The sequence below is a fragment of the Rhodococcus sp. IEGM 1302 genome (assembly GCF_030056935.1).
GTDB classification, from domain to species: Bacteria; Actinomycetota; Actinomycetes; order Mycobacteriales; family Mycobacteriaceae; genus Rhodococcus_F; species Rhodococcus_F qingshengii.
In genome coordinates this window covers 42619-61322 of sequence record NZ_JASHKY010000005.1, presented here as the reverse complement: position 1 = coordinate 61322, position 18704 = coordinate 42619, and the positions used below count along the sequence as shown (strand labels likewise).

15 protein-coding genes are annotated in these 18704 nt (G+C 63.2%); 5 read left to right on the top strand and 10 right to left on the bottom strand.

All coding sequences use genetic code 11. The features are described 5' to 3' along the window. Positions 1-48 precede the first annotated feature (48 nt). Both QM609_RS11150 and gabT read right to left on the bottom strand, forming a co-directional pair. Positions 49-1494 (bottom strand): NAD-dependent succinate-semialdehyde dehydrogenase, encoded by a 1446-nt coding sequence (locus QM609_RS11150; protein ID WP_042922728.1) that lies wholly within the window; start codon positions 1492-1494, stop codon positions 49-51. 1 nt (position 1495) lies between these two features. Then, positions 1496-2860 carry a 4-aminobutyrate--2-oxoglutarate transaminase gene (gene gabT, locus QM609_RS11145; protein WP_283337279.1) on the bottom strand — a complete coding sequence of 455 codons (1365 nt, stop codon included), beginning with the start codon at positions 2858-2860 and terminating at the stop codon, positions 1496-1498. Positions 2861-2988: 128 nt separating this feature from the next. On the opposite strand from gabT, the gene QM609_RS11140 reads away from it, so the two are divergent. After that, complete coding sequence (locus QM609_RS11140; RefSeq protein ID WP_007727079.1) at positions 2989-4506, top strand: PucR family transcriptional regulator; 1518 nt, start codon at positions 2989-2991, stop codon at positions 4504-4506. Here QM609_RS11140 and QM609_RS11135 read toward each other — a convergent pair. From QM609_RS11135 to QM609_RS11120, 4 genes are all read right to left on the bottom strand, one after another. After that, positions 4483-7674 carry an NAD-glutamate dehydrogenase domain-containing protein gene (locus QM609_RS11135; protein WP_050655994.1) on the bottom strand — a complete coding sequence of 1064 codons (3192 nt, stop codon included), beginning with the start codon at positions 7672-7674 and terminating at the stop codon, positions 4483-4485. The genes QM609_RS11140 and QM609_RS11135 overlap by 24 nt on opposite strands. Positions 7675-7801: 127 nt before the next feature. After that, positions 7802-9490 carry a flavin monoamine oxidase family protein gene (locus tag QM609_RS11130; protein ID WP_007727084.1) on the bottom strand — a complete coding sequence of 563 codons (1689 nt, stop codon included), beginning with the start codon at positions 9488-9490 and terminating at the stop codon, positions 7802-7804. Next, positions 9487-10332: a carbon-nitrogen hydrolase family protein gene (locus tag QM609_RS11125; protein ID WP_050655995.1), complete on the bottom strand. Its 846-nt coding sequence runs from the start codon at positions 10330-10332 to the stop codon at positions 9487-9489. Before QM609_RS11125 ends, QM609_RS11130 begins: the two co-directional genes overlap by 4 nt. Before the next feature lie 133 nt (positions 10333-10465). Continuing rightward, positions 10466-11101 carry a helix-turn-helix domain-containing protein gene (locus QM609_RS11120; RefSeq protein WP_082239046.1) on the bottom strand — a complete coding sequence of 212 codons (636 nt, stop codon included), beginning with the start codon at positions 11099-11101 and terminating at the stop codon, positions 10466-10468. A gap of 146 nt (positions 11102-11247) precedes the next feature. Here QM609_RS11120 and speB point away from each other — a divergent pair, with 146 nt between their 5' ends. Beyond that, positions 11248-12204, top strand: coding sequence for an agmatinase (gene speB, locus QM609_RS11115; RefSeq protein ID WP_003941134.1), 957 nt, complete (start codon positions 11248-11250; stop codon positions 12202-12204). Here the strand turns inward: speB and QM609_RS11110 are convergent. After that, complete coding sequence (locus QM609_RS11110; protein ID WP_007727092.1) at positions 12168-12842, bottom strand: class I SAM-dependent methyltransferase; 675 nt, start codon at positions 12840-12842, stop codon at positions 12168-12170. The genes speB and QM609_RS11110 overlap by 37 nt on opposite strands. A 91-nt stretch (positions 12843-12933) precedes the next feature. Here QM609_RS11110 and QM609_RS11105 point away from each other — a divergent pair, with 91 nt between their 5' ends. Both QM609_RS11105 and QM609_RS11100 read left to right on the top strand, forming a co-directional pair. Next, a complete protein-coding gene (locus QM609_RS11105; RefSeq protein ID WP_283337278.1) occupies positions 12934-13389 on the top strand; it encodes a hypothetical protein in 456 nt (151 codons plus the stop codon). Between the two features lie 163 nt (positions 13390-13552). Then, positions 13553-15154 (top strand): ABC transporter substrate-binding protein, encoded by a 1602-nt coding sequence (locus QM609_RS11100; protein WP_050655997.1) that lies wholly within the window; start codon positions 13553-13555, stop codon positions 15152-15154. 129 nt (positions 15155-15283) lie between these two features. Here QM609_RS11100 and QM609_RS11095 read toward each other — a convergent pair whose 3' ends face one another. The 3 genes from QM609_RS11095 to QM609_RS11085 all read right to left on the bottom strand — a co-directional run bounded on the left by QM609_RS11095 (position 15284) and on the right by QM609_RS11085 (position 16928). Beyond that, positions 15284-15538 carry a hypothetical protein gene (locus tag QM609_RS11095; RefSeq protein ID WP_228232418.1) on the bottom strand — a complete coding sequence of 85 codons (255 nt, stop codon included), beginning with the start codon at positions 15536-15538 and terminating at the stop codon, positions 15284-15286. Between the two features lie 7 nt (positions 15539-15545). Then, a complete protein-coding gene (locus tag QM609_RS11090; protein ID WP_020906032.1) occupies positions 15546-15923 on the bottom strand; it encodes a metal-sensitive transcriptional regulator in 378 nt (125 codons plus the stop codon). Positions 15924-16121: 198 nt separating this feature from the next. After that, entirely contained in the window at positions 16122-16928 is an 807-nt protein-coding gene (locus QM609_RS11085; RefSeq protein WP_007727104.1) for a DUF8832 domain-containing protein, read from the bottom strand. A gap of 251 nt (positions 16929-17179) precedes the next feature. Between QM609_RS11085 and QM609_RS11080 the strand changes: the two genes are divergently transcribed. Beyond that, positions 17180-18610, top strand: coding sequence for an MFS transporter (locus QM609_RS11080; RefSeq protein ID WP_050655998.1), 1431 nt, complete (start codon positions 17180-17182; stop codon positions 18608-18610). Positions 18611-18704: the final 94 nt, after the last annotated feature.

Here is an 18704-nt window from a genome sequence, read left to right as displayed (position 1 = left end):
CTGTGCGCCTTTATTAACCGCCCGCGGTTAATAAAGGCGCACAGCAAGTTAGAGCGCTACGTACTTTGTATCGAGATACTCGTCGATACCCTCGGTTCCGCCTTCACGGCCGAAGCCCGATTCCTTCACCCCACCGAACGGCGCGGCAGCATCGGAGATCGCGCCGCGGTTGACGCCCACCATGCCGGTGTCCAGCTTGGCCGAGACGCGCATCGCACGGTCGATGTCGCGAGTGTAGAAGTACGCCACGAGACCGTACTCGGTGTTGTTCGCAGCCGCGATCGCTTCGTCTTCGGTGTCGAAACCGACCACTGCCGCAACGGGTCCGAAGATCTCTTCCTTCAGCAGGCGCGCGTCGGCGGGCACCTGGTCGAGGACCGTCGGGGTGAAGAAGAACCCGGGGCCTTCGGGTGCCGATCCACCGGTGCGAACGCGAGCACCCTTGGACACGGCGTCGTCGACGAGTCCGGTGACGGTTGCGAGCTGCTTGGTGTTGATCAGCGGTCCGATGTTGGTGCCCTCGGCGTCACCGGCGCCCACCTTCAAGGCCGCAACCTTGGCGGTGAACTTGTCGGTGAACTCCTCGCGCACCGAGTTGGCGACGTAGATGCGGTTGGCCGCGGTGCAGGCCTCGCCGCCGTTACGCATCTTCGCGAGCATTGCGCCGTCGACAGCTGCGTCGATGTCGGCGTCGTCGAAGACGATGAACGGCGCATTACCACCGAGTTCCATCGACGTGCGGAGCAGCTTGTCAGCAGCATTGCGCACCAACAACTTTCCGACGCCAGTGGAGCCGGTGAAGGTGACCTTGCGCAGACGCGCATCTTCCATCAGCGGCCCACTGATGGAGGCCGCGTCGGACGTCGGGAGGATCGAGAGCACACCGTCGGGCAGACCGGCATCGGCGAACACCTGACCGAGGAGCTGCATGGTCAGCGGCGTGTCCTCGGCGGGCTTGACGATGATGGTGCAACCGGCAGCCAGCGCCGGTCCGATCTTGCGTGTGCCCATGGCGAGCGGGAAGTTCCACGGGGTGATCGCGAGGACCGGTCCGACGGCTTCCTTGGTGACCAGGATGCGACCGTTGCCGGCCGGAGCCTGCGTGAAACGTCCGCCGATGCGTACTGCTTCCTCGCTGAACCAGCGCAGGAATTCGCCGCCGTAGTTGACCTCACCGCGGCTCTCTGCCAACGACTTACCCATTTCCAGGGTCATCATCAGCGCGAAGTCCTCGGCGCGGGCGTGCAGCAATTCGAAGGCGGTGCGCAGGATCTCGCCGCGTACACGTGCCGGAGTGGCCGCCCAGTCTTCCTGCGCCGCAGCGGCGAGGTCGAGCGCACGGATACCGTCGGCAGCGGTGGCGTCGGCTACCTGGGCGAGTTCCTCACCCGTTGCCGGGTTGTAGACCGCAAAGGTCTTCTCGGCCGGGACGAGCTTGCCGCCGAGCCAGAGACCCTTGGGTACCGAGTCGAGAAGATCCGAGACGTTGGACATGTCAGTTCCCCTGTGCTGCAGTGCGGATGGCGGTCTCGAGGACGGTCAACGCGTCGTCGAGCAGCTCTTCGGAGATGACCAGCGGCGGGAGCAGACGGATGACGTTGCCGTAGGTACCGCAGGTGAGGATCACGACGCCGGCAGCGAGGCATTCGGCGGCGATCTTCTTGGTGATGTCGGCGTCCGGCTCCTGCCCACCGGGCTTGACCAGCTCGATGGCGAGCATCGCGCCGCGACCGCGAACGTCACCGATGACGTCGAGTTCCTTTGCCAGTGCGTTCATTCGGCCGACGACGGTCGACTCGATGGTGCGTGCGCGGCCACAGAGGTCGAGCTCACGCATCTGGTCGATGGACGCCAATGCAGCGGCGCAGGCGACGGGGTTACCGCCGTAGGTGCCACCGAGGCCGCCGGGGTGGACGGCGTCGATGAGCTCGGCGCGGCCCGTGACAGCGGCGAGCGGCATGCCGCCTGCGATGCCCTTGGCGAGCGTGACCAGGTCGGGAACGATGCCCTCGTGATCGCTGGCGAACCAGGCGCCGGTACGAGCGAAGCCTGCCTGCACCTCGTCGGCGATGAAGACGACGCCGTTCTCCTTGGCCCACGCGACGAGCGTCGGGAGGAATCCTTCTGCGGGAACGATGAATCCGCCCTCGCCCTGAATGGGCTCGATGAGGATGGCGGCCGTGTTGGCAGCACCGACCTGCTTCTCGATCATCGTGATGGCGCGTTGTGCGGCCTGCTCACCGGTGATCTTGGAGCCGTCGACGTTGAGGCCCTCGCGGTACGGGTAGGACATCGGGACGCGGTAGACCTCGGGGGCGAACGGACCGAAGCCGCTCTTGTACGGCATGGACTTCGAGGTCAGTGCCATCGTGAGGTTGGTGCGGCCGTGGTACGCGTGGTCGAAGACGACGACTGCGTCGCGACCGGTTGCGTGACGGGCGATCTTGACGGCGTTCTCGACGGCTTCTGCGCCGGAGTTGAACAGCACGGAACGCTTCTCGTGGTCACCGGGGGTGAGCTCGGCGAGACGCTCGGCGACCTCGACGTAGCACTCGTACGGAGCGACCATGAAACAGGTGTGGGTGAAGTGTGCGACCTGATCCTGAACGGCGGACACGACGGCCGGGTTGGAGGCGCCGACGCTGGTCACCGCGATACCGGCACCGAGGTCGATCAGCGAGTTGCCGTCGACGTCGACGATGACTCCGCCGTCTGCGTCGGCGACGTAGACCGGGAGGGTGGATGCGACGCCGGCGCCGACGACCTTCTTACGGCGTTCGGCGAGCGCAGCCGAGCGCGGGCCCGGGAACTCCGTGACGATGCGACGCTCCTGCGGAAGCCGGTATTCGATTGCACTCATGTGACCACCCTCTCGGTTGTGTATTGCATTCGAGTATGCGACGCGCGAAGCATCGCAAGCACTGCCGAAATGGATACCCGGAGCTCCAGGGCTACTCCATATCGGCAACGACAGCTAGCCTTGATCAGGTGACGGTTCCGATCTCGTGGCTCTTGCGCCAGAAACACCTCTCGCTGGCTCTGCTCACCGACCGAGCAGCTGCCACCCACCCCGTCACGTTTGCGCAGGCCACAGAGCTGACGGACCCCACCCCGTGGCTTTCCGGCGGCGAATTGGTGCTCACCACCGGGCTGGCACTGGTGGGCGCGGACGCCACCGACTACAGCGAGTACATCGACCGTCTGGCCGCCGCAGAAGTATCGGCTCTGGGTTTCGGGACCGGCCTTTCCCACGAGAGTGTGCCCGCAGACCTGATTGCCGCCGCCCGCAGTCGCGGGCTCCCTCTGCTGGAAGTGCCGTTCACGACCCCGTTCGCGGCGGTCACGCGCGCGGTGATGACCCGTCTGAGCCAGCAGGAATACGAATCGGTACTCCGCGCGGCAGAAGTACAGACGCGCATCACCCGCGTTGCACTGCGCGGTGGCGTGTCGGCGATCGTGCGTGAACTGGCCACGGCCACAAAAACTTCGGTGGCGTTTGTCGGTGATCGGATCACCGCGGTGCATCCGGCAAACCAGAAGTCGTTGATCACCGAGGTTCGCGCGGTCGCGGCCACCACCCGCGATCCCAACGCTCCGGCGTCGATCTCGCAGAGCACACCCGAACGGACGCTGACACTGTCCCCCGTCGGCGTCACCGACAGTTGGCACGGCTACCTCGCCATGGCGGGCGCCGGGCCCCTGAGCAATATCGACAGAGTGTTGCTCGGGCATGCGGTCTCGCTGCTCACTCTCGAACTCGAGAAACCGGTTCGACTACGGGCCGAGCGAACTCGACTCAACGCCATGGCTTTCGGGCTCTTACTCGACGGCCGAATCCCCGAAGACAGTGTGCCGTCGTACTTGGACGAGGCAAGCGACACGCACGGCAACATTCGTGTCGTCCACGTTCGCGGATCCGGACTCGGCCCAGTTCTTCGCGAACTCGACAACGCTCTCGCGCGAGCAGGCCGGCCGTTGTTCGCGCAATCCGAGGACGGTTCGCTGACCGTCCTCCTCCGCGGAACCGACACAATCGACACCGCCAAAACACTACTGGCGCAGCTCTCCCCCACCGAAGCGAAAGCCGTGCGTGCCGGAATCAGCACCCCTCACCGTCTTCTCGACGCACCCCGCGCACTCGTCCAGGCCCGCGCCGCGGCCAACCTCACGACGGCTACTGCGCGCATTCTCGAGTTCGACGCTCTGAGTGGTTCGACGATTCTGGCATCCGAGTCTGCCCGTGAGGCATTGATCGCCATGGCTGCGGACACCATCCCGGTGTTGACGGAACACGACCAGGCACACGGAACCGCACTGGCCGCGTCTTTGCGCGCCTATCTCGAGGCAAACGGCCAATGGGAATCGGCCGCAGCCGAACTCGGTGTTCATCGGCACACCCTCCGAGGTCGCATCGCACGCATCGAGGAACTGCTGCAATGCGACCTCGGACAGGCCAGGGTCAGAGCCGAACTGCTGCTATCGCTACTCGCCTGGGAGGGCCGCTGAACCCTCCTCCGCGTGCACCGAAGCGAAGCTCGACGCACCGCGGACGAGTAGTTCGAGTTCGGCGTCGACCGTGCAGAGACGGGCGGTGTCCAGCGCTCCACTGCGGCTCACACTCGACATCAAAGCCGTGAACCGGCGCACCGCTTGCGGATTGGCGGCGGTCCACAACTCGACGACCTCCGGATTACCTTCTCCGAGCGCTCCGGACACGAGGTCCGCGAAACGCGCCGTCAACCTGGCGTGGACGGCAGCGCTGCCCATGACCTCCCAATGCGAGGCACCGACGGCGACGTCGACGCCGCCGAGAACATCGCCCAGGTCGAGAGCGTCGGAGAGTTCCCGATAGATCGCGGCTGCGGCCGCGGCCGTCGTATTCTCCTGCAGTGCAATGTCTGCCAGGGCGAGCGCTCCGAAAGACGCCTCGATGCGCTCGCTGGCCGACAAACCGTCGGTGAGTTCCCGCACCGGGGCTGCCCACCGATCGATGTCGGCGCGCGGGTTCACGGTGAACCGGCCGGCTGCTCCCGGACGACGCAACACCCAGCTCATCTCGGATTCCAACAACTGCTGCAAGCGATCGAGAGCCTGCAACTGCTCGGTGGCGCGCAGCTCCGAGTTCAAGATCTCGCGCCGAAGTTCCTCGGTGCCGAGCACTTCGCTGACCACTGCGTAGGCCAGAGCCGCTTCCGGACTGTGGACTCCGAGGTGTTCCTCGAGCCGGAACAACACGCCGGGGCCGACGCGGTTGACCAGTTCGTCGACAACCGAGGTGATGATGATGTCGCGGCCCAACCGATGTGCGCGGACTGCGTCCGGTGCGGCCTCGACGACGGAGAGCGGGAAGTACTGCGGGAGACGATCGGCGAAGATCTGATTGTCCGGGACCGTCGATGCGCCCAGTTCCGCAGTCAGTACGTTCTTCGACTGCGCCACCAGCACAGCAAGTTCCGGCCTCAGGAGACCCTGCCCGGCACGCGCCCTGACCGCCAGCGCCTTGGCGTCGGGCAGAGATTCTTCCAGTCGCTTCATGGCGCCCGCCGAGACGAGGTTCTCGATCAACCGCTCGTGCTGATCGAGCAGGGCCGGTGCGCGGTGCTCGGCCAGGCTGATCGCGAGGGTCTGATCTTCACTGGCCTCGAGCACCGATGCGGCCACCTCGTCCTGGGCCGCCGCGAGTAGTTCATTGCGCGAGGTCGAGTCCAACGCTGCGAGTGCGATCTTGATGTTGACCTCACGGTCCGAGGTAGCCACGCCGGCCGCGTTGTCGATGAAGTCGGCGTTGATTCGGCCTCCGCCAGCGGCATATTCGATGCGGGCACGCTGGGTGAAGCCGAGGTTGCCGCCCTCACCGACCACCGTCGCACGCAACTCGTCAGCGCTGACGCGAACTGCGTCGTTGGACGGATCGGCCGCGTCGACGTTGCTTTCGGTCGACGCTTTCACGTAGGTACCGACGCCGCCGTTCCACAACAGGTCCACCGGAGCACACAGGATCGCTCGGATCAGTTCCTGCGGGGTCAAGTTCTCCTCGGTGATTCCGAGGGCCGCACGCGCCTCGAGCGGAAGGCGGATCGACTTCGCGCTCCGCGGCCAGACGCCACCGCCCGGCGACATCACGGTGCGATCGAAGTCGTCCCAGGACGAGCGCGGCACGGTGAAGAGGCGAGCGCGTTCGGCAAAGCTCGTCTCGGTGTCGGGGTTCGGGTCGATGAAGATGTGGCGGTGATCGAATGCCGCGACCAGACGGATCTTGTGCGAGAGCAACATTCCGTTGCCGAACACGTCGCCGGACATGTCCCCGATACCCGCGACGGTGAACGGATCGGTGTCGACATCGAGGTCGCGCTCGGCGAAGTGCCGTCGAACCGCTACCCAGGCGCCGCGAGCGGTGATGCCCATCGCCTTGTGGTCGTAGCCGGCCGAACCGCCGGAAGCAAAAGCGTCGTCGAGCCAGAAACCACGCTCGACGGCGATGCCGTTCGCGACGTCGGAGAACCGCGCTGTCCCCTTGTCTGCTGCCACGACGAGATAGGAGTCTTCACCGTCGTACTCGATTACTTCTGCCGGGTGTACCGCAGCGCCGTCGACGATGTTGTCCACCACGTCCAGCAGGCCGCGAATGAAGGTGCTGTAAGACTCCTGCACCTGCGCCGGAGTCGGTGACGACGTGCCCCGAACCACGAACGCGCCCTTGGCTCCCGAAGGAACGATCGGCGAATTCTTCACGCTCTGGGTCTTCATGAGACTCAGAGCCTCGGTGCGGAAGTCCTCGTATCGATCCGACCAACGCAGGCCACCACGGGCGACGGAGGAACTACGCAGATGCACGCCTTCGACATTGGGTGCGCTGACGTAGATCTCGCGGAAGGGAACGGTCTTCTGCGGAGTGGAGAGCAACTGCGAGTCGATCTTGAACGACGCGTACGGTAGCGGTTCGCCGCTCTCACCGCGCAGGTACCAGTTGGTGCGCAGAGTCGCCTGCAGGAACGAACGCACGCCGCGCAAGACGCGATCCTCGTCGAGAGTGTCTGCACCGTCGACTGATTCGTCGATAGCTGCCGTTGCGGTAGCCACAGCTGTCTCACGCACACCCGCCACGGCGGGGTCGAAACGCGCGGTGAAAAGTTCGATCGCCTGCCGTACGAAGAGTGGCTTCGCTGCCAACACTCCGACGATGTAGCTCTCGGACAAACCGATACGAGCCTGAGCGAGGAAACGGCACGCAGCGCGCAGCAACTCTGCATCGCGCCAGGTGATGTCTGCTCGTCCGATCAGACTGGAGAACGCATCCATCCGGGTCTCTCCGGCGATGACGGCTTCGAAGGCGTCCGCCATCTTCTCCAGCGCACTGCCGTCGAAGGTGCTCGGCTCGAAGGTGAAGTAATGCGCCGAACCCAGAACGGTCGGAAGCGGGCGGTGCGTCGAAACTCGGAGTCCGAGAGACTCGAAGTTCTCGCACAGATCGGAGAGGGAGGGCTCTCCGGACGGCCACAGCACCACGCAGGTCAGATCGTCACTGTTCAGGTTGTCACCCTGACGGAAGACGAGTCGCTGGCCCGCTGCTGCCAATTCGGCGACCAGTTCGAGCGCCGGGTCACCGGATCGATCACCGCCTGCCGGTCTCGATTCTGCAGCTGCGGTCTTGGTCGCCGATGATGTGCTCGCCATTGAACACCCTCCTGGAAATTATTGGATCCGAACACTTTCCAGTGTTGCGTGGATCACCGGAAAGAGGTCGTGCCCGATAGGAGTACCAACCCCCATCGGGCACGACATTTCGGCAGTTGCGGTGAGCTCAGTCGCCCAACCTGATCGGAGCAAGCTCCTCGAACACGTCGCCGGGTCCGGGATTCTCGGCAGGCGCAGCGCCGCCGAGATGGTTGACGACGCCCCATACCGCGTTGATCGCGGTCTGGATCGCGCCCTCAGCCCAGCCGGCGGTCCACGACACGTCGTCACCGGCGAGGAAGATTCCCCGATGACGCGGTTCGAGATCATTCTGCACGAAGTGGGAGAACAGGCGCTCCTGGTAGCGGTAGTGCCCCGGAAGGTTCGCCTTGAATGCGCCCATGAAGTCGCGCTCGGTTTCCCACGACAGCGTCACCGGGCTCGAGATGATGTGGCTGCGGAAGTCAACGCCGGGGTAGATCTCTTCGAGAGAGCGCAGCATGATGTTCATGCGCTCGGTGGCGTCGAGCGCCAGCAGCTTCAGCGAATCGTCCGACCAGGTGTACGACAAGCAGATCAGGCCTGGCTTGCCCTCGCCTTGATCCAGCAGGTAGGTGCCGCGACTCATACGGTCGGTCAGTGTCATCGACACCGAATCACGGCCGGTCACGGGGTCCTTGTCCTTCCAGAACGGGCGGTCGACGAGAACGAACACCTTGGTCGAACCCATGTAGTGAGTTCGCTCGATCGCAGTCCAGTGGTCGATCGGGAACAGATCGTCGTCACACCTGATATTGTTCAGCAGCATCCAACTCTGCACTGTCACAACGGCACTCGCATACGTGCGAATGAAACCTTCGGAGTCGGTGACCGTGATGTTGCCGGGCTCGGTACGCCGGAGTTCGGTGACGCGGGGACGCGTCTCACCGTCGTTGAGCGAAGCGACCGTAGTACCGGCAGGCCAATGCGCCATGTGCGCCGGGGCGCGGTTCCACAACCGCATCGGCAGCTGCTGCGATCCACCGACGATGCCGCGGTGGTCGTCGTCGGCGGCCGTGATGACCACACGAAGGATTTCGAGGATCGAATTGGGGTAGTCGGTATCCCAACCGCCCGTACCGAATCCGACCTGTCCGAACACTTCCCGCATGTGGAAGGACTTGAAGTGCTTCGACGCGGCGAGGAATCCGTAGAACGTCTGGTCGTCGTAGCGCACCACGAGGTCGTTCCAGATCCGCTTGATTTCTGCGGTGTCGCGGTCACGAATGGCCTGCTGCAACGGAATCAGATCGGCATGCTCTTCGAGAGTGCGCTGCCAGGCCTGCGCCACCTCGGTGTAGATCGGCGGCAGATCCTCGAGAGTGTGCGCGTAGTGGCTCTCGCCCTTGAGATCGATGACGGTGCTCGGCGTGACCTCGGCAAGGGGATTGGGGAACTCTTCGGTCTGCAGACCCAGTTCGTTCAGGTAGTGGAACAACGTCGTCGACGATGGTGGGAAACGCATTGCGCCCATCTCGGCGACCACCCCGGGGTGCCCGTCGAACTCGACCGACCGCATCCGGCCACCGATCTGATCAGCTTCGTAGACAATCGGTTTGAGACCGATCTTGAGCAACTCGTAGGCCGCGATCATGCCGGAGAGTCCGCCACCGATCACGGCAACCTCGGTACCCAGTGCCAGGTCGGGCACCGAGCCGAGTCCCGCCGGACTGGAAACGTAGTCGTCGTACGGGAACGGAAAATCCGGTCCGAACATCGTGAGGGGCGGCTGCTTGCCGGGTTCCGAGGAACTGTCCGGAGCTACTGGGATGGTCATCTACGGTTCTCCTTGGAGACAGTCGTGACAGGAAGGTCTGGATACAGATCGAGGCGTCGATCGTCGAGATGTGTATTGAGAGTGCGCGATTGCGCGACGGTGGCGGCGGCGATGTCCGCGAAGAGCAATTCCTGGTCGCCGCCGGCCCTCGCCAACTCGGCACCGTCTGGTGCGATGGCGCACGAGAGACCGCAGTAGGTCAGCTCGGTTTCGGCACCGCAGCGATTGACGTAGGTGACGAACATCTGACTCTCGTAGGCGCGGGCCGGAACCACTTGCTGCGCAATGTGTTCGTACGGAGTCATCAAGCCTGTCGGCACGATGAGCCATTCGGTACCGGCGTCGGCATGGGCCCGAACCGCTTCCGGAAATTCCACGTCGTAGCAGATCAACAACCCGCAGCGGATGCCCTCGAAATCGAACCCGACCACTAGGGTCTCACCTGGCCGGAAATGTTCGCGGTCGAGCGTGCCGAACAGGTGCGTCTTGCGGTAGTGCGCAAGCGAAGTGCCGTCGCGGTCCACCACCTGCACACTGTTGTAGACATCTCCCCCGTCGAGTTCGGGGTAGCCGTAGACGACTGCGATGCCTGCACTTCGAGCAATCGCGGCGACGGAATCGAAGATCGGGCCGTCGGCCGGTTCCGCGCGTAGCGACACCAGTTCGCCGATGTCGTAGCCGGTTGCGGACATCTCCGGCGTCAGCAGGATCTTCGCACCGGATGCTGCAGCCTCGCGGGCAGCAGTGTCGATTGCAGCGAGGTTGAACTCCACCGACGCAAAGGTGTCCGGGGTGGTGAGCGGACCTTGGAACAGGCCAACTCGAACTGAATCGACATGCATGGTGCGCTCCTTCAGGAGTTCCGTGACGCCAATTTTCGACGGTGTGTGTGACGGGGACAACTACCAGCGTGACGGGTGCCGCCAATCATGTCAACTCTTGTTTCCTAAGAATCAACATTCGCGGATTCGAGTCTCACGAAGACGACGCGCGGGGCCCTTCCGGCAATGCCGGATTCAAGACCCACAGAACCTTCGCCAGAACCGAGCCTTCGGCCTGAAAACTATGGTTGTGCGTCGGCGTGAACGTGAAGGAATCGCCCGCCGCAAGTACGACGTCTTCGGCATCGACGGCCTCACCGTTCGGATCCGTCCGACCGCCCTCGAACGAGACCCGCAAGCCGCCCTCGAGCACGTGCACGAAGTTCACGTCGATCGGCAGACTGTAGAACTCCCGACCACTTCCGCCGCCTGGTTCCAGCTCGCCGAGCAGCACCTGAATTCGACGCTCGTTGGTAGGCGTGAGCAGGTACTCCGTCATCTTTTCGCCACCGAAGCTGATTTGCGGCATGGCGTCGGCGCGGACTACTTCACCGGCGGACGCATTCTCGAACAGGGATCCGACGGGGATCTCGAGCACCGCGCACACCTTTATCAGGGTCGCCACCGACGCGTTGACGTGATCGCGCTCGAGTTTCGAGAGATACCCCTTGGTCACACCACAGGCCCCGGCCAGGTCGTCGAGGGTCAACCGCTTCGATTGACGTGCCGCCTTGAGCCTCGCCCCGATGCGCGGTCCGACCGGCTCGACCGCTTCCTTCGCCTTGGCCACTGAACCCACTCCTTCACGACCGCCGTGTCCCTTTCAGGAAACAGGGGTTGACAACCGAGCCTCTTGAAGAAACCATACTTGCTCAGAGAGCTACATCACTGAAGGGCGCCCGGTGTGCGCCGAATCGAGAGCAGGGACCTCTGCACATGGCTACCAACAACCCCGGATCGTTCATCGGACCCGTCGACGCCACGCGCGTCCCCCGCTACGCCGAGCCGACCACCTTTGCGCGTCTCCCGCGCCTGGACGAGGTCTCGCGCGCCGACGTGACGATCCTCGGCATCCCCTTCGATTCGGGTGTCAGCTACCGCCCCGGTGCCCGGTTCGGTCCGGGCCACATCCGCGCTGCGTCGAAGCTGCTGCGTCCGTACAACCCGGCGCTGAAGGTCTCGCCCTTCGCCAACCAGCAGGTAGCCGATTTCGGCGACATCGGCGTCAACCCCTTCGACATCCAGGAAGCTCTCACGACGGTTCAGTCCGCCGTCACCGACCTGCGCGCCGACGGTTCCTCCGTGCTCACGCTCGGCGGCGATCACACCATCGCACTGCCGATCCTGCGTTCACTGGCCCGCGATCACGGCCCGATCGCCGTCCTGCACTTCGACGCTCATCTCGACACCTGGGACACCTACTTCGGTCAGCCTTTCACCCACGGCACCCCCTTCCGCCGCGCCAGCGAAGAGGGCCTGATCGACATGGAGCGCTCGCAGCACATCGGCATCCGTGGACCGCTCTACAGCGAAAAGGACCTCGAAGACGACCGCGTCCTCGGCTTCCAGGTGATCCGCAGTGACGACTACGAGGTCGACGGTGTCGCCAGCATCGTCGAGCGCATGCGTAAGCGCCTCGACGGTGGCCCGGTGTACGTCTCCGTCGACATCGACGTACTCGATCCCGCCCACGCTCCGGGCACCGGAACACCCGAAGCGGGCGGCATGACCTCTCGCGAATTGTTGAACACACTGCGTGGGTTGGTGGGACTCAACGTGGTCGGCGCCGACATCGTCGAGGTAGCGCCGGCGTACGACCACGCCGAGATCACCGGTATCGCAGCGGCCCACGTCGCTTACGAGTTGCTGTCGGTGCTCGCACTCAATCGCTGAAGCAGCACAACGGTATCCGTCGTGTGATGCATCTCGGGGTTCGCGGGAAGATCACGTTCCCGCGACTCCGAGACCAACACCTTCCAACCATCGGTGAACAGCGACTCCACGTATTCGGGTGTATGGAGCATGGCCCGATGGTGCTCGGTCGGCGACTCGTGAGGTGAGTGGCCCACGATCAGCAAATGCCCACCGGGCGCGACCAGATCTCCGAGAGCACGGAACAATTCCCCGCGCGCGGGTTCGAGCATGTGGAAGAACTGCGCGGACACCAGATCGAACGAGCGCCCCTGCGGATCCCACTTCGTCAGGTCGGCTTCCAGCCATTCGATGTCGACGCCTTCGCCCTCGACGTGAGCCTGAGCGCGACCGAGCGCAACCGACGAGATGTCGGTGCCGGTGACCTTCCACCCGCGACGCGCCAACCACAAAGCGTCGGCACCTTCGCCGCAACCGACGTCGAGTGCCGTGCCCGGTTCCAGGTCGGAGGCTTCGGCAATCAACTGTGGGTTGGGATTTCCGCTCCAGCGCGCGGGGCGTTCCTCGTACAGCGAGTTCCAGAACTGTGCGTCCGCCTTGGCGTACGGATTCTCGGTGGTATCGGAGTTTTCGTGGTGATTGTGGTGTTCGTGGCTCATGCACCCAGGATGAACGACCCTCCACAACTCACGCAACCATCTTTGCTGAAACAGCAACTTCTCCATTTCGACGCCCTGCTAACGTCACGTCGTGGCCGGTGGATTTCCCGTGTTTCGTCTCTACTGCAGCTCAGCGGGCCCATACGTTTTGTGTTGTGCGCATTTCCCCGAGTTCGCCGGTTCGAACTCGGACGAAGAGTTCAGCGTCCAGCAGAGCTTCGACCGCGCAGTCGAGAAGATTCTGCGCGATGCATCCTTCGAACCGACTACCTTGACTTTGGTCGGCGAGCAGCAGGGCTATCCCGTCGGAGACCGACTGTTCGATACGACAGTTCCGCGTACCGGAACCGTCTCGTACGCGTTCCAAGGAGCCGGACCGCCGTGGATCGTTCTCGGCCTTGATGTTTCGGCGGACGAATTCTGGTCCGAAATCGACGACGACGCAGACCTCCACGGTCTCGGCCCCACCTCCCCGTTGAGGTCAGTTCCAGCAACCGTGCTCACGGAGACCGGGTGGCCACGACGAAGTGACCTCGACTCCCCGTGAACTGAACCAGAACTCCAACCTTCGTGAAATCGAACAAAAATCCGCCCGATTTTCGTGAGGATCGACCGAGATGCCCGTCACGTCCTACGCCAAGATTTAGCGGTCACACTCGACTGCGCCCTCACGATTCACTCCCGGGCCCCGGCTCCTTCACGGAGGCACAATGAAACACCGCTCCTATTCGACGCTTGCCGCGACCGCGGGGCTCGCGCTCGTATTGTCGGCTTGCAGCTCGGGAGGCACGTCCTCGGGCTCCGGCGGCGGTGAGCCTCTGACTGACGGAACCTTCCGGTACGCGTTGCAAGGCGATCCGGGTGCACTCAACCCGATCATGTCCGGCTCTGCGGCAACCGCGGAAATTTCGAAGCTGGCGTACGACTCCCTGGTCTACCAGGATCCTGAAACCAGTGAATTCAAACCATGGTTGGCCGAGAAGTGGGAAGAAACGCCGACCTCCGCGTCCTTCACCATTCGTGAAGGCGTGACCTGTACCGACGGGTCGACGCTGACTGCACAGACCGTCGCGAACAACATCAACTTCGTAGCCGATCCAGCCAAGGGTTCACAACAACGCGGCACCACAGTTCCCATCGGCGCTTCGGCCACTGCCGATCTCGCCACCCGCACCATCACGGTAACCACTCCGGCGCCGACCCCGTTCCTCCTCCTCACCATCAGTCGCCTCCCGATCATGTGCGATGCCGGTCTCGAAGATCCGACCGCCTCGAACAACAAGTCGCTGGGCTCCGGCATGTTCGAAGTCACCGAAGTCTCGGCCAATGACCACTACACGTTCGAGCGTCGTGACGGTTACAGCTGGGGGCCCGACGACACCACCTCCGACACACCGGGTGTCCCCAAGACAGTCATTGCTGTCATGGCACCCAATGTCAGCACCGCAGCAAACCAGCTTCTCTCAGGCGAACTGAGCGCATCTCCGATCGCCGGTCCGGACAAGGATCGCATCGATGCCGCCAATTTCGACTCGGTCCAGCGCCCACTTCCCGCCGGTCAGATGTACTTCAATCAGATTGCGGACAATCCGACCAGCGATCCCGCCGTTCGAAAAGCTCTCGTCCAGGCTGTCAATCTCGACGATCTCGCTGAAGTCATCACTGGCGGCCAGGGCACCCGTGCAACAAGTCTTGTCTCCGTCGAGCCCCGAGCCTGTGTGTACGACTCTGTCGCAGGCAACATTCCGGACTTCGACCTCAGCGCAGCAAAGGCAACACTGGACGCTGCAGGTTGGACCGCCGGCTCCGACGGCAAACGAAGCAAGGACGGAAAGCCGCTGACCCTCCGCCTCTTCTACGCTGCCGGCGAAGATGCGCGCAGCGCGGCAGCCGAGCTCACCCAGTCGGCATGGTCCGACCTCGGTGCGACCGTCGAGGTGACAGGAGCCGACCAGACCAAGGTTGTCGACGTCATGCTCAGTGGCAAGGACAACAACCAGTGGGACATCGCGTGGATCCAGATCAACAATTCGGTTCCCAGCGGGTTCGTACCGTTCTTCTCCGGTCCTGCTCCGGCAGCAGGTAAGAATTTCTCTTCGATCAACAACCCCGCCTACGAAGCAGCCGTTGCCAAGGCCTCCGGTTTGACCGGCGACGCAGCATGCGCGGAGTGGGCGGACGCCGAGTCGCAGATCACCAAAACGGTGTCAGCAGTCCCGTTTGCAGATACGGTCTTGAGCTTCTACTTCAACAAGGCCGGACTCGCATTCGGTAAGACCTTCATCGGTTCTGCGTTGCGCCTCTACCAGTAGGCCGGTCGACCGAACGCGGTGCGTCAACGAGATACGTCAGATCAGTGCGATCTGACGTATCTTGTTGCCACACCGATCGTCTCGTTGTCGAGTTCGCCGTAGGTCAGCTGAGGAATGCTGGACGCAAGTTCAGTGAAAGCCCACTTCGCAACGTTCTCGAATGACGGACTCGTCCAGAGCGTCCGTGTCGACAAACCATCCACGTTCTCCGAGTTGGTCGTCCTCGAACGAGAACGCCACTCGCATCGTCACGCGAAATCCCTCGGCGGGCATCAGCGGCGGCAAGTTCTTCGCGTCCCGCACCGGTGCCGGAAGCCCTTGCCTCACAGCGAATGTACGACGGATCTCGATACTGAACATGCGCACAAAGGTATCAATGTTCATCACAATTCTATGAGCGGACCAATCGCGCAATCGCGTCGTTCGCTTCTTTGATCTTCGCGTCCGCCTCGGGCCCACCGGCAACAGCGGCTTTGACGACGCAGTGGCCGATGTGGTCCTCGAGCAGGCCCATGGCCACCGCCTGGAGGCCCTTGGTCATCGCCGACACCTGCGTCAGGATGTCGATACAGTACTTGTCCTCGTCGACCATGCGCTGCAGGCCGCGAGCTTGACCTTCTATGCGACGCAGACGCGCCAGGTAGTCGCCCTTGGCGGTGATGTAGCCGTGCGAATCACTCGTGCAGCATGCATCGCCGGTCGCATCACTGCCTTGGGCACTGTTTGGAGCACTGCTTGGCGCACTGCCCACTTCTGTCGCTTCCGACATTCGATGTCCTCCTGTTCGTCAACGCGTGACTTCGCAACAATTCTCGTTACCGGGGCGATGTGCGGAGACTCTTCGACTTCCGTTGTCTTGCAGAGCAATCACTGCGCACATCGCCACGCATTTCGCTACGGCACGAACAGATGGATGCATGGCGATTGCCCATGCCCGTTTTCCCGTTGCTGCGAAACGCATTCGGTTTCAGTGCCCGTGGTGCGCGTGGCTCGAGTGTTCGGCCCCAGGCGTGGTCGCATTGTCGGCCGTCAGCGTGAATTCCGCCGTACGCACCACTCCGCCGTGCTTGAAGTCCAAAAACAACCGGTAATCCTCGGCGCTCGGCATGTTGGCGTAGAAGGTGATTGCCGGTCCAGCCGGCGTGACACCGTCACCGGGGTAGCCGTCCGGATGGACATGGAGATAGGCGAGGTCGGAGGCACGCAACGCGACCAGATGCCCGTATGCGGCAAGGTAGGGCTGCAAGTCCGTGACCGGGATTCCGTCACGACTGACCGAGAGCGTGAGCTTCGATGTCTGGCCGGCATGGGCCGCGCCTTCGAGGGAGACGGTATAGCCGTCGACCGTCGTGGCGGCAGCAGCAGCGGGCAACGGCCGAGGATCATAGGGTCCGGCGACGCGCACATCCGCACTGAGCGTGATTCCGTCACCACCGTCCGGAGTGAAATCAGCGAACACTCGATAGTCTCCCGCATGATCGAAATCGACTGACACATGCCAGTTTCCGTTCTCGTCCAATTCGGGATGCACGTGCTGGAATCCGGTCAGGTCCAGGCCGACCACGATCAGATGCAACTGCTTGTCGTGGGTGTCCGTGTACCGGATCAACGGAGTTCCAACCGGATCCAGGATCCGGAACTGCAAGGGGACATGGTTGCCGACGGTCGCCTCCGACGTTGCCAATTCCAGTGTGTAGCCGTTGTCGCTGAACATCTTGCCCTCCAAAGTTTGGGTCGGCAGCACTTTCGTTGCCGTCTGCGTCAGGTTCTGCACTCCTTGACATCGAACCTGTTGCAATTTGTACCATACCCCCCTAGGGTATGCAACGAACTACTCGAACACCCTGAATTCACTCGAAGGAGATCCGATGCGCATCTACGCAGAGCGCCGGCCGAATGAGTTCCAAGAGCAGCATTTCCCCGTGCACCCCAACGAAGCGCTGCGCCGATGTCACCCAGGCCCGCTTACGACACCCCTTGACCACACAAGCATCACCTATACCCCGTACAGGTAAGGAACTCAGAATGTCCACACAACCGAAATCCACCCGTAAGTGGTGGGCGTTGGCGTTGATCGCCGCCGCTCAGTTCATGGTCATCATGGACACCTCCATCATCGGCGTCGCTCTCCCCCAGATGCAGAGCGATCTCGGCTTTTCCCAAGAAGGCCTGACCTGGGTCTTCAATGCGTACGTCATCGCGTTCGGCGGGCTACTCCTCCTCGGCGGCCGCCTGTCCGACCTGTTCGGCGCCCGCAGAGTGTTCTCCGCTGGTTGGCTGATCCTGCTGATCGGTTCCGTTGTCGCCGGTGCCGCCGGTAACGTCGCCGTCGAACTTGCGGGCCGCGCAGTTCAGGGTGCCGGTGCCGCACTCATCGCGCCGTCGGCGCTCACCTTGCTGATGATGCTGTTCGGCAGCACGCAGAAAGAGATGACCAAGGCGCTGTCCATCTACGGCGCTGCCGCCCCGGCCGGCGGTACGGCCGGCGTGTTCCTCGGCGGCGTCATCACCGAATACACCAGCTGGCCTTGGGTGTTTTACCTCAACATTCCCATCGCTGTCATCGCGCTGATCGCTACTCCCCTCCTGATGCCGAACGCACCGGCACGTACCGGGTCGATCGACTTCCTCGGCGCACTCGCTGTCACCGCAGGTCTTGCTGTCGGAGTCTTCGGCATCGTCAGAGCACCTGATGTCGGATGGGGATCCGGGCAGACGTGGCTGGCGCTCGCCGTTTCGGCCGCTCTGTTGGGTGCATTCGTGTTGATCCAGTCCAAGCGTCGGGAACCTCTGGTGCGTCTGGGAATCTTCAAGGCGCCCAACCTCGGTGCCGCGAACATCGCTCAGCTCGTCCTCGGCGCTGCCTGGATACCGATGTGGTTCTTCCTGAACCTGTACCTGCAGCAAGTGCTCGGATACAGCGCCTTCCCGGCCGGTGCGGCGCTGCTGCCGATGACGATCTTCGTCATGCTCGGCATGGTCGTCGTGGCACCACGGGCCATGGCACGCTTCGGTGCAAAAGCGATGATCGTGACCGGATTGCTTGTACTGGGAATCGGTTTGGGTTGGATGTCGTTGATCCGGCCCACCGGCAACTTCTGGGTCGACGTACTGCCGGCATCGCTCGTGGCTGCGGCAGGTATGACGCTGGCGTTCATTCCCTCACTCGGTACGGCGATTTCGGCTGCGCGCCCGGAAGAGGGCGGATTGGCTTCCGGCATCGTCAACGTCAGCTACCAGGTCGGCTCGGCTGTCGGCCTCGCGGTGATGACCGCGATCGCAGCAGTGTTCGGCGCTGATCAACTCGGTGACCTGACGGAGTTGACGAACGGTTTTTCCGCCGTGTTCCTCGGAGCAGCTGCCATCGCAGTGGTGGGCGCAGCAATCACCGCGATCGTGATGCGGTCGACCAAGGTCAACGATCCTCGACCCGTTCAATCCACCGTCAATTCTTGACCAACTCCGGTGGTGGGGGGGGGGGGGGGGGGCCCCCCCGCCCCCCCCCCCCCCCGCCCCCGCGGGGGGAAAAAAAGAAGGAACCCCCCCCCCC